This is a genomic window from Actinoplanes sp. NPDC026670 (assembly GCF_040638175.1).
Classification (GTDB): domain Bacteria; phylum Actinomycetota; class Actinomycetes; order Mycobacteriales; family Micromonosporaceae; genus Actinoplanes.
The window spans coordinates 1-11,015 of the sequence record NZ_JBEZXU010000132.1 but is presented as its reverse complement, the minus strand read 5'-3'; the positions used below and the strand labels follow the sequence as shown (position 1 = coordinate 11,015).

Below are 11,015 nucleotides of genomic sequence, written 5' to 3'. Positions count from 1 at the left end.
CTGGCCGCGCTCCTCGGCGCGGTCCTGCTCGGCGCCACGTTCCTCGCCCTGCGCACCACCGGCCCGGTCCGCCGCCGGGCCCGCGACGTGGCCCGCCACACCGGCACGGCCGGGGCGGTCACCCTTCTCCTCATCGGCATCGGTACGGGCAGCCGCCTCACCCTGGCCGCCGCGGCTGTCGTCTTCGTGGCCGGGCTGCTGGCGCGGCGTACCCGCGAAGGGTTGTCGTTCGCCGCCGTCGCCCTGTCGGTGGCCGCGGCGGTGGCAGCGGTGTTCACCGCGCACGGCGACGTGGTCCTGCGCAGCACCCTCGACCCGGCCTGGTCGCTGACCCGCACCGGCGCGGCGGCCGGGCCGGAGGCGCTGCGCCTGATCACGATCGCCGGAGTGCTGATCCTGCCGGGGGTGCTGGTCTACCAGGCCTGGTCCTACTGGGTCTTCCGCCGCCGGGTCGCCAGCGAACGGGTCGCCTCATGACCACCGTGCCCATCCCTCCCGGCGCCGCCGATCACCCACCCGCCGCGCTCTTACGCGCCTGCGATGCCGGGAATGTCCCGTTCGCGGAGGATTCGCCCGCGTCCAGCTTTGTAGATCTTGCACGCTTCTCCACGCTGGCCGCGATCTTGCACGTTTTTTCACGTCTGAGCGTGGTTTATCGTGCAAGATCCACTGCGCCGGGGAGATCTTGCATCTTTCTTCCCGTTGGGGTATGGAAACGGCTGCAAGATCGGCGCGGGCCTGAAAAGTCGTGCAAGATCCACGGGCAACGAGCCGTCGGCGACGAGCCGTTGGCGACCGAACCATTGCCAACCGAACCGTCGGCGACCAAACCGTTGGCGACCGAGCCATCGGCAACCAAAACGTTGCCAACCGAACCGCTGCCAACCGAACCGTTGGCGACAGAACCGTCGGCGACCAAACCGTTGCCAACCGAACCGTTGGCGACGGAACCGTTGCCGATCGAACCATTGCCGGCCGAACCGTTGCCGACCGAACCGTTGCGGGTGGGGGCGTTGCGGCCGAGGAGACGTCATCCGTCTGAGGGCTGTCCTTCTCGAAGTGAGGTGGCTGCGCAGAAGACTCCGAACGGTGACATTCCGCGCAACGTCTCCGAGCCCCCTGGGGTCCGGCAACGGGGCGGCCGAGGGCCGGTTGATCCGCGGCTGCTGCGCCACGCGCGGGCCAGCCGCGGCGGGATCGCCCTGCTCAGCCTGATCGGATTCGGTCAAGCCCTGGCCACCATCATGATCGCGACGGCACTCTGCGCGATCGTCACTACGATGGCCGGCGGAACCGGCGCGCTGGCCGGCACCCCTCTGGACGGTCTCCTGCACACGTCACCGGACGGTCTCCTGCCCACGTCTCTGGACGGTTTCCTGACCACGTCGCTGGACGGTTTCCTGACCACGTCGCTGGACGGTTTCCTGACCACGTCGCTGGACGGTTTCCTGACCACGTCGACCGGCTTGGCGATCGGGCTGCTGGCGGCCGGGTTCGCCGGACGGGCCGCGCTCGCCTGGGCGGAACAGGTGACCGCCCAGCGAACCGCCGCCCGCGTCACCGACGAACTCCGGCAGTCCCTGCTGGACCGGGTGGTGCGGCGGGGCCCGGCATGGGTGGCCGCCTACGGTCCCGGCCGGCTCACCACGGTGCTCGGCACCGGCCTGGAAGCGCTGCGCCCGTGGTTCTCCGGCTACCTCCCGGCGCTCGTCCTCGGTGTGCTGCTCCCCCCGCTGGTCGTCGTGATCATGGCGGTGGTCGACCCGGCCTCGGCGATCGTCGCCCTGCTCACGATCCCGTTGCTCCCCCTGCTCGGCGCCCTGATCGGCTGGGCGACGAAGGCCCGCGCCGAACAACGCTGGGCCGCGGACTCCCGCTTGGCGGGCCACTTCCTCGACGTCGTGCGAGGCCTTCCCACGCTCCGGATGTACGGCCGGGCGCACCGCCAGATCGACGTCATCGCCGACCTGACCGACCGGCATCGGGCGGCCACCATGCGGGTGCTGCGGGTCGCGTTCCTGTCGTCGACCGCCCTCGACCTGGTCGGCACCCTCGCGGTAGGACTGATCGCGGTCCAGGCCGGACTCCGGGTGGCGGCCGGCTCGATGGAACTCGGCCCCGCCCTGCTGGTCATCCTCCTGGCCCCGGAGGCCTACCGTCCGCTCCGCGAGATGGCCGCCCGGTACCACGCCTCCACCGACGCCACCGCCGTGATAGCCGACGTGGACGAGATCCTCACCACCTCAGGCCCCTGGGACGTCATCGTGTCGTCGTCCGCGTTCGGTCACTCCAGTCCACGCGAACCGGGCGTGGCCGGGCGATCACCGCGGAGCACCGTGGCCACACCGCTCTTCGGGCGCGCCGCGTCCGGCCGATGGGGAGTGCGGGCGGCCGGTGTCCGAGCCCGGTACCCCGGCGCCTTCGAGGACGCGCTCGACCTGCCGGAGCTGACCGTCCGGGCCGGTGAACTGGTCGCGTTGCGCGGAGTCTCCGGCGCCGGGAAGACCACGGCCCTGCGGGTCCTGGCCGGACTGCACCCGGCGGAATCCGGCGCGGTCGCCGTCGGCCGCATGTTCCACCTGCCACAACGCCCGGCCCTGCCACACGCTCGAACGGTGGCCGAAGCGTTCCCGCCGGGCACCTCCCCGGCCGAGGTGCGCAACGCCCTGCTGGTCACCGGGTTGACCGGCGAACTCACCGACGAGACCGCGCTCGGCGAGCAGGCGGCCGGCATCTCCGCCGGCCAGCGCCAGCGCCTGGCCCTGGCCGTCCTGCTGCACCGGGCTGCCCATGCCGTCACCGCCGACCGCGCCCGGGGCGCCGGCCCGGTGGTCACCCTGCTCCTCGACGAACCGACCGCCCACCTGGACAGCACCGCCGAACAGCTGGTCATCAGCCGTCTGCACGATCTGGTGGCCCAGGGTTGCGCAGTCCTGGTGGTAGCCCACCGCCCAGCCCTGCTCGCCGCGGCCGACCGCATCGTCACCCTGCACCCGCCGGCCGGAACAGTCCTCTCCCGAGCAACGCCGGCCGCCGGCCACCCGGGCCCTCGGGAACTCTCGTCCCGGTCAGCCCACCCCACCCCGGAGAAGGCCCTCGCCTGCCCTGACCTCGAGACGACGCAGCCCTCGGTGCCATCCAGCCGAGAAAACGCGACTGGCCCTGACCACTGCGAAAGGACGCCCGAAACAACGGAGACGACCGGCCGGGAGGACGCGGCCGGCTCCGACGACTGCGAAAGGGCGCCCGAAACCACGGAGACGGCCAGCCGAGAGCACGCGGCTGGCTCTGACCGCTGTGACGAGGTGCCCGAGACAGCGGTGACGGCCGGCTGGTGGCGGCGGCTCTGGGTGGCCGCCGGACTCGGGGCCGGGTCGTCGATCGCCGGGATCGTGCTCACCGGGGCGGCTGCCTGGCTGCTCGTCCGGGCGTCTTCGTTGCCGCCGGTGCTCAGTCTGTCGGCGGCGGTCGTGCTGGTGCGGGGCAGTGCCGTCGCCCGGCCGCTGCTGCGGTATCTGGAACGGCTCGTGTCGCACGAGGTGGCGTTCGGGCGGCTGGGGCAACGGCGGGCCGCGGTGTTCGCGCGGTTGATCCCGCATGTGCCGGGGCCGCGGCTGCACCGGCGCGGGGATCTGCTCACCCGGCTGGTCGACGATGTGGACGCGACCACCGACGGGCTGTTGCGGGGGCGGCTTCCGGTCGTCGCGGCGGCGGTCACGGCAGCGGCCGGGCTCGTGGTGCTGGCCGGCGTGGCGTGGGAGGCGGCGGTTCCGGTGGCGGTCGGGCTGCTGGTCGCGGGGGTGCTCGCCCCGGCGGTCGCCGGGCGGCTGGCGGATCGGCAGGAAGCGGTGACCGGCGCCGCCCGGGCTGCTCTGCGGGACGCCGTCGTCGAAACCGTGGACGGGGTCGAGGAACTCGGGGGCGGCGGCGGTCGTCTGGACGTACCGAAGAAGAGAAGTTCAACCCTCGCCGATCTGGAGGCGCGTGCGGCGCGGGAGGCCGGATTCGCCGCGGCCGTCGCCCACGCCGGGTGGGGCGCGGCGGCCGTCGGGGTCGCGGTGGTCCTCGCGCGCGGCGGGCTCGTCGCCGAATGGAGCGCGGTGGTGCTGCTCGGTGTGATCGTCCTCGGTGAGGCCGTGGTGTCACTTCCCGAGGCGGCGATCGCGCGCCGCCGGGCCGCGGGTGCCGGACGTCGCGTAGCCGCCCTGATCGAAAACGGTCCAGCTCCTTGTGCGGAGGACACCGGCGCGAACCGACGCGGCACCGGCGCAGCAGAGGACGCCGGCGTGAGCCAGGACAGCACCGGCGCAGCGGAGAACACGGCGGGGCCCGGTGGGGCGGTTCGGCTCGAAGGGCTGGTGGCCGGGTGGGTTCCGGGGCGGGCGCCGGTGCTGGACGGGGTGACGCTGGAACTGGCGGCCGGGTCGCGGACGGCGATCATGGGGCGGTCCGGGTGCGGGAAGTCGACCCTCGGGGCCGTGCTCGCCGGGCTGCTGACCCCCCAGGCCGGCACGGTGCGGGTCAGCGGCACCGCGGTGCTCGTCGGGGAGGAGACCGGGCACGTGTTCGCGTCGACCGTACGAGAGAATCTTCGCCTTGCCTCGCCGGCCGCGACCGATGAGCAGCTCCGGGCGGTCCTGGCGCGGGCCGGTCTCGGGTGGATGGATCTCGATTCCTGGCTCGGCGCCGGTGGCGGCACGATCTCCGGTGGGCAGCGGCGGCGGCTGGCGACCGCGCGGGCGCTGCTGGCCGATCCGGCGCTGCTGATCCTGGACGAGCCGACCGAGGGGATCGACGAGGCGGGCGCGCGGGATCTGATGGCGGATCTGCTGGATGCGGCGGCGGGCCGGACCGTGCTGGTGCTCGCGCACCGTACCGAGGGGCTCGACCTCGTCGACCGCGTTCTGGAGCTCGACCCGAACGGCCTCAAAGTGAAGAATGTCGGATTGGACCGATCGGTCCTTTAAAGTGGGTTGCATGGCACGGACGCCGGCACCCGGCACACGGGACACCATTCTGACGGCGGCCGCCGGGCTCTTCTACGAGTTCGGCGTCCGCGCCGTCGGCATGGCCCAGGTCGTCGAGGCGGCCGGCTGCGGGAAGAACCTGCTGTACAAGCATTTTCCCAGCAAAGCGGACCTGGCGGCGGCATATCTCACCCTTGCCCGCCACGAACGCGAGCGCGCTGCCACCGAAGCCCTGCGCTGGTCCGCGGACCCGGCCGACCGCCTGATCGCCCTGGTCACCGAGATCGCCGACAGCGTCCGCCGGCCCGGCTACCGGGGCTGTGCCTTCCGCAACTACCTGACCGAATTTCCCGGCGAAACCGACGAACCGGCCCGCGTCGCCCAGTCCTACCTGACCGACAGCCGCGCCCAGATGGACCACCTCGTCCTCGGCGCGGGCGGCGACGAACTCCTCGCCGACCGAATCTGGCTCGTCGTGAACGGCCTCTACGCGGCGAGTCCGGCGGGTGCGCCGGTCGCGGTCGCTTGGATAACCGAGATGGTACGGCCATCAGCAGCACCGTGATTCACACCGCGACGCAGGCGGCCCGTCCCGGCCGACCCGCGACCGCCGGGCTGAAGCCGCACGCCGACGCGCAAACACTCACGGCCGCTCAGGCTGGGGACATCACCTCGTAGAGGTTGCCCGCCTCGTCCCGGAAGTACAGGCCACGGGGGCACAGCGGGTGGTCGATGCGGCCGTTGTCCGGCTCGCCCGGCTCGCTGCCGTACGGGATGCCGCCGGACCGCAGGCGGGACAGGATGCCGTCGAAGGTGGACGGGTCGACGTCGAACGCCAGGTGCACCGCGGACGGGTCGGCGACCGTCATGAAGTCGAGGGTCAGTTCGCCGTTGACCCGGACCGGGGCGAAGTGGCGCTCGGCCCCACGGTAGGTCAGGCCCATCACGCCGGCGAAGAACCGGGCGGCCGTCTCGTTGTCGACGGCGGGGACGATCGTGTGGTTCAGCGTGATGGTCATGACGGGCCTCCCGGGGTGATCACTCCGTGCAGGAAGATGTCGACGAGCGTCTCGATGGGCGTGTCCGCGGCCGGGGCTCCGCGACGACTGAACAGCATGCTCAGGAAGACCGCGGCGAGCTGCTCGATCGGCAGGCGCAGGGCGGCCCGGTCGGGTTCGAGGAGACGGACCACCGCTTGCAGAGTGCGCTCGGAGGCCTCCTCCCGGGACGCGAACAGGCCCCGATCAGCCCCGGGCGCTGGGCCGCCGGACGGGCCGGACGCGGGACCGCCGGACGGGCCGGACGCGGGACCGCCGGACGGGCCGGACGCGGGACCGCCGGGTGGGCCGGACGCGGGGCCGCCGGGTGGGGCGGGTGCGGGGCGGGCGCGGTCGGCGCGGCGGCCGGTGGCGTGGACCGCGGCGATCACCGTGCCCATCCGGTGCAGGTAGGCCTGGAGGGTGGCGGCGGCCTCGCCGAGCCGGGCGGCGAGTGGCTGGTCGAGCGGGACGGCGTCGAGCTCGGCGAGCACGTGGTCGTTGCGGAGGGCGGCCGCCACGCAGGCGTCCAGCAACTCGTCCTTGTCGGTGAAGACGCGGAAGATCGTGGCCTCGCCGATGCCGGCGGCCTTCGCGATCTGCGCGGTGCCGACCGCGGCGCCCTGCTCGACCAGCAACGGCAGGGCCGCGGCCACGATCATCTCCCGTCGCGCCTCGGGGCTCATTCCCGGCGCTCTCCGCCGGGCCGGTGTCTCTGTCATACTTCCAAGCTACGGAGTGAGTACTCACTCCGTCAAGAGTCAACGGAAGACGATCAACGGAAGGAGGCGGGAAATCGGGTGCGTCCGGAGCGGCGGGGGCGGAAGACTTCGGCGGGTCGGGACGGGAGTCGGTGTGCGTACATTTGCGGAGCTTTTGAATGAAGGTTTGAAAGCGGACGTCGGCGGGTGGGGCTTCGGATGGCTGGACGGGCGGGCCACCGAGGAACGGCCGCCCTGGGGTTATGCGCGGCTGCTCGCCGAACGCCTGAAACGGGCCGGATCGGCGCTCGACCTCGACACCGGCGGCGGGGAGATCATCGGGGAGATGCCGGTGCTGCCGCCGCGGATGGCGGTCACCGAGGGCTGGCCGCCGAACGCCGAACGGGCGCGGCAGCTGCTCGAACCCCGTGGCGCCGAGATCGCCGAGGCCGGGCCGGGCGCCCGGCTGCCGTTCGAGGATGACACGTTCGAGCTGGTCAGCAGCCGGCATCCGGTGCGGCCGGACTTCGCCGAGATCGCGCGGGTGCTGAAACCGGGCGGCACCTACTTCGCGCAGCACGTCGGGCCGGGGTCGGCGTTCGAGCTGATCGAATGGTTCCTCGGGCCGCAGTCGCGGGCCGGCCGCGATCCGGAGCGGGAGGCGGACCAGGCCCGGGCGGCCGGGCTCGACGTCGTGGACCTGCGGACCGCCCGGTGCCGGATGGAGTTCCATGACGTCGGGGCGGTCGTCTGGATCCTGCGGAAATGCGTGTGGTGGGTGCCGGATTTCGGCGTGGACCGCTATCGGGAGCCGCTGCTCCGGATGGACGCGCACCTCCGGGAGCACGGCGTGTTCACGGCGCACTCGACGCGGACCCTGATCGAGGCGACGTACCGTGGCGGCCATGTCGATGCATGCGATCGAGGACATGGTGCAGGGCGCGGTGGAGGTCCTCGACAGGCACTTCCCGGCCGATGACGAGCGGATCCGGGACTGGTTCGTGGCGCTGTACGCGTTCCAGTTCGACTACGACTGCTCGCTGACGCAGCACCGGGTGCTGGACATCCTGCTGCGGCGCGGGCACACCCTGCGGTTCCCGGTCAGCGAGCACCCGGACCACGCCGAGCGGCGGGAGTTCTTCGAGGGGATCTCCGAGTTCACCACGCTGCGCGAGTTCGGCGAGGACGAGGAGGTGTTCGCCGGCGAACTGGAGGACGGCTACGTCGATCCGCCATGGCTGTACTGCGAGGCGGGCACCGCCCTGTGGCGCCGGATGACCGGCCCGGACCGGGTCGAGCCGCGCACGGTCCGGCTGCTGGACGTGGTGGTGGCGGTGGCGCAGGCCGCGGAGAGCGCCGGCGACGTGGAGCTGATCGCCCTCTGGTGGGCGCTCGGCCACGAGGCGCTGGTCGGCGGCTGCCCACTGTCCGCCGAGGAACTCGCCGAGACTCCCGGGGTCGAAGAGCTTCGGGCGATCGTACGGCGGACCGGCGCCCACGAGGCGAAGCTCTGGTACGACCTCCGCCCCGACGACGAGTCCCTGGACAGCCTGGGCGACGAGCTGATGACCTGGTGGTATCGCCTGGACTGACCGACAGGTCGTCGAGCGGCTCGACGGGACGACAGCGCAGCTCTCCGGCGGCGCCACCGTCGAGGCCGACCTGGTCGTCGGCGCGGACGGGCTGCACTCGGGGGTGCGGGCGCTCGCCTTCGGACCGGAGCGCAACTATCGCCGGTTCCTCGGCGCCTACCTGGCCGTCTACACGCTGCCCGACGTGCTCGGCACCGGGCCGACGGTCGCCGCGTTCACCGCTCCCGGGCTGGCCGCCACTGTCTACCCGACACTCACCTCCGGACTGTCACGGGCGCTTTTTCTCGTACGTACCGCCGAGGAATTCGACAATCGCGGCCCGGACCTGCTCGCGGACCTGGTGGGAGATCGGCTCGGGCCGCGCGTCGGCGCGGTCCTCGGGCACGCCGCGGCGGCCCGCGACTTCTATCTCGACGACATCTCGCAGATCCGGATGGACAGCTGGTCCCGCGGCGCGGTCACCCTCGCCGGCGACGCCGGATACGGGCCCGGCCCGGCGGTCGGCGGCGGCACCAGCCTGGCCGCCGCCGGCGCATTCGTGCTGGCCGACGAGCTGCGCGACGTCACCGTCGGCGAGATTCCACAAGCCTTGCAGCGGTACGGGGAACGGCTCGCCGGCCCGGTTCGGCACAGCCGGGACGTCGGGCCGAAGGTGCTCGACGCGATCGTGCCGCGCAGCCCGGCCCAGATCTGGGCGACCGCGCAGGTGATGCGGCTGCTCCCCCGCCTGCCGGCCCCGGCCCGCCGGCGGCTCACCTCGTTCGGCGGCGGCGCCACGAAGATGCTCGACGGCCTGGAGCTGGGTTAGCGCCGGATCCCTACGCTGGGCGGCATGCGGCTGGCCGAATGGAGCGACACCGGCTACCGGACGTCGGTGCGGGTCTTCCAGCGTCCGGCGGGCGGCCTGCGATGGGTGGTCATCCCGACGATCCACCTGGGTCATCCCGACTACTACTGGGCGATCTGGCAGCGGCTGCGGTCCTGCCAGGCCGTCATCGCCGAACAGTACGACGGGCCCAGCTCGACCGGTTACGCCTACGTGGCCGCGATGCGCCTGGCCCGGCAGCGCGCCGCCCGTGATCTGGTGCACCAGGACATCGACTACGGCGCGCTCGGCGTACCGATCATCTTCCCGGACGCGCACACCGCCCCGCCGCCGGAGGAGGACCGCCGGATGCCCGACGTCGGCTGGGCCGACGTGATCGTGCAGACGCCGGGCCTGGCGCTGCAGATGGCACTCTCCGGCCGCGACGACTGGATCGTCCGGAGCAGCCTGAACATCGACGACACCACCGACTTCGGGCTGATGCCCGGCGAGGAGCTCGGCCCGGACGGGCTGACCGAACGGAACCGGCTGCTGCTCGGCGCGATCCGGGAGATCGACGGCGAGTTCGGTGCCGAGGACGCCGAGATGGCGATCGTGTTCGGGGCCGGGCACATGCCGGTCGTGGTGCGCGAACTGACCGCGGCGCTCGGGCACGTGGCGGTGGCCGAGGAGCCGTGGCTCACCGCCATCGACTTCGACGAGCCGCCCTACCTGCGGAAACCGTCGCTGGACGGGTGGATGGACTGGTAGGCCTTCACCTGCTCGAGCTGGTAGAGCGCGGCGGCGGTCTTCCGGGCGGTGTCCTCGCGGATCTTACGACGCGAGTACGGCCCCCAGAACGCCAGGAACCCGCCCGCGAAGATCATCATGACGCCGCTCATCATCAGCATGCCGGAGATCAGGAACCACAGTCCCGCCCCGATCATGAAGACGCCGGTCGCGGTGATCAGCACCGCCATCAGGTTGTGCAGGAACCGCACCTGCGGCGAGTTGTGCACCTCGATGTTGTGGCGCATCAGCGCCTCCACCGGGTTGTCGGGCCTCGGCTCGTATTCTGTTCCGCTCACGTCGCCGATCATCGGGACCGGCCTTTGGGTCCGCTGTTGGTGGGGATGCCGAGCTCCCGCATCCGCCCCTCGTAGCGGCGCCGCTGCCGGGCCGCCTCCCCGTGCCGGCCGGCCGCAGTCAGCTCGGTGACCAGGCGCAACGCGACATCCTCGTCGTACGGGTCGTCGGCCAGCAGCCGTGACCAGGCGCACGCCGCGCTGTCCAGATCACCGGCGGCCACGTGCACACCGCCGAGCGCGCGCATCACCGCCAGGCGGGCCAGCCGTACCTCGGCCCGCAGTGGCCCGGCGTCCTCGAAGTCCGGCTCGTCGGCCAGCACCTCCCCGGTGTACGCGCTGTCGGCCGCCGACAACAGCATCCGCGCCTCCTCGGGGCGGCCCTCCCGGGCGGCGGCCGTGCCCGCGTACGCCAGCTGCAGGAACGCGTCCACGTCGACGGCCAGGGTGTGCCCGTCGTAGGCGAGCCCACCGGCGCCCGCGGTCACGTAGTGGTCGGCCGGGCGTCCACGGTCCGGGTCGAGGACGCCGCGCAGCACCGACAGGGTGATCGACAGGCGGTTGGCCACCTTGGGCTCGCCGGGCCACAGCGCCTCGCCGAGCGCATCCCTGGTGATCGGGCGGCCCCGCCTCACGATCAGCAGTTTGAGCAGGTCGCGGGCCTTACGGCTCTGCCAGGCGGCGACCGGCACCGGGTCGTCGCCGTGCAGCACCGCGAACGAGCCCAGCATCCGTACCGTGACCGGCGGCCGGGCCCGGTCGCCGGCCAGCGACCGGGTGCCGGAGGCCGGGTCGGCGCCCAGCGCCCGCCGACGGGGTTCGGCCACC

General features: G+C 72.6%; 11 protein-coding genes. 7 read left to right on the top strand and 4 right to left on the bottom strand.

Annotated elements, in window-relative coordinates; genetic code table 11:
* The 3 genes from AB0E94_RS51885 to AB0E94_RS51875 all read left to right on the top strand — a co-directional run.
* A partial coding sequence (locus tag AB0E94_RS51885) for a cytochrome d ubiquinol oxidase subunit II (RefSeq protein ID WP_360344088.1) occupies nt 1–477 on the top strand: 477 nt, incomplete at its 5' end.
* Nucleotides 478–1,064: 587 nt separating this feature from the next.
* The gene (cydC, locus tag AB0E94_RS51880; RefSeq protein WP_360344085.1) at nt 1,065–4,967 is read left to right on the top strand and encodes a thiol reductant ABC exporter subunit CydC; all 3,903 of its coding nucleotides are present in this window, start codon (nt 1,065–1,067) and stop codon (nt 4,965–4,967) included.
* 10 nt (nt 4,968–4,977) lie between these two features.
* On the top strand, nt 4,978–5,532 hold the full coding sequence (locus tag AB0E94_RS51875; protein ID WP_360344082.1) for a helix-turn-helix domain-containing protein: 555 nt from the start codon (nt 4,978–4,980) through the stop codon (nt 5,530–5,532).
* An 88-nt stretch (nt 5,533–5,620) separates the two neighbouring features.
* Here the strand turns inward: AB0E94_RS51875 and AB0E94_RS51870 are convergent, their stop codons facing one another.
* Nucleotides 5,621–5,986 carry a VOC family protein gene (locus AB0E94_RS51870; RefSeq protein WP_360344079.1) on the bottom strand — a complete coding sequence of 122 codons (366 nt, stop codon included), beginning with the start codon at nt 5,984–5,986 and terminating at the stop codon, nt 5,621–5,623.
* Entirely contained in the window at nt 5,983–6,726 is a 744-nt protein-coding gene (locus AB0E94_RS51865) for a helix-turn-helix domain-containing protein (RefSeq protein WP_360344076.1), read from the bottom strand. The genes AB0E94_RS51870 and AB0E94_RS51865 overlap by 4 nt, the downstream gene beginning before the upstream one ends.
* A gap of 133 nt (nt 6,727–6,859) precedes the next feature.
* Between AB0E94_RS51865 and AB0E94_RS51860 the strand changes: the two genes are divergently transcribed.
* Genes AB0E94_RS51860 through AB0E94_RS51845 form a run of 4 tightly spaced genes read left to right on the top strand, consistent with a single transcriptional unit; the run spans nt 6,860 to nt 9,873 of the window.
* Nucleotides 6,860–7,684 (top strand): methyltransferase domain-containing protein, encoded by an 825-nt coding sequence (locus AB0E94_RS51860; protein WP_360344073.1) that lies wholly within the window; start codon nt 6,860–6,862, stop codon nt 7,682–7,684.
* Nucleotides 7,611–8,297 (top strand): hypothetical protein, encoded by a 687-nt coding sequence (locus tag AB0E94_RS51855; RefSeq protein WP_360344070.1) that lies wholly within the window; start codon nt 7,611–7,613, stop codon nt 8,295–8,297. The genes AB0E94_RS51860 and AB0E94_RS51855 overlap by 74 nt, the downstream gene beginning before the upstream one ends.
* The gene (locus AB0E94_RS51850; RefSeq protein WP_360344091.1) at nt 8,284–9,105 is read left to right on the top strand and encodes an FAD-dependent monooxygenase; all 822 of its coding nucleotides are present in this window, start codon (nt 8,284–8,286) and stop codon (nt 9,103–9,105) included. Before AB0E94_RS51855 ends, AB0E94_RS51850 begins: the two co-directional genes overlap by 14 nt.
* Nucleotides 9,106–9,129: 24 nt before the next feature.
* Nucleotides 9,130–9,873 (top strand): hypothetical protein, encoded by a 744-nt coding sequence (locus AB0E94_RS51845; RefSeq protein WP_360344067.1) that lies wholly within the window; start codon nt 9,130–9,132, stop codon nt 9,871–9,873.
* On the opposite strand, the gene AB0E94_RS51840 is transcribed toward AB0E94_RS51845, so the two are convergent.
* Complete coding sequence (locus tag AB0E94_RS51840; RefSeq protein WP_360344064.1) at nt 9,831–10,190, bottom strand: hypothetical protein; 360 nt, start codon at nt 10,188–10,190, stop codon at nt 9,831–9,833. The two genes, AB0E94_RS51845 and AB0E94_RS51840, sit on opposite strands and share 43 nt — an antisense overlap.
* Before the next feature lie 8 nt (nt 10,191–10,198).
* Nucleotides 10,199–11,015, bottom strand: an 817-nt coding sequence (locus AB0E94_RS51835; RefSeq protein WP_360344061.1) for a BTAD domain-containing putative transcriptional regulator, incomplete at its 5' end; no start/stop codon positions are given.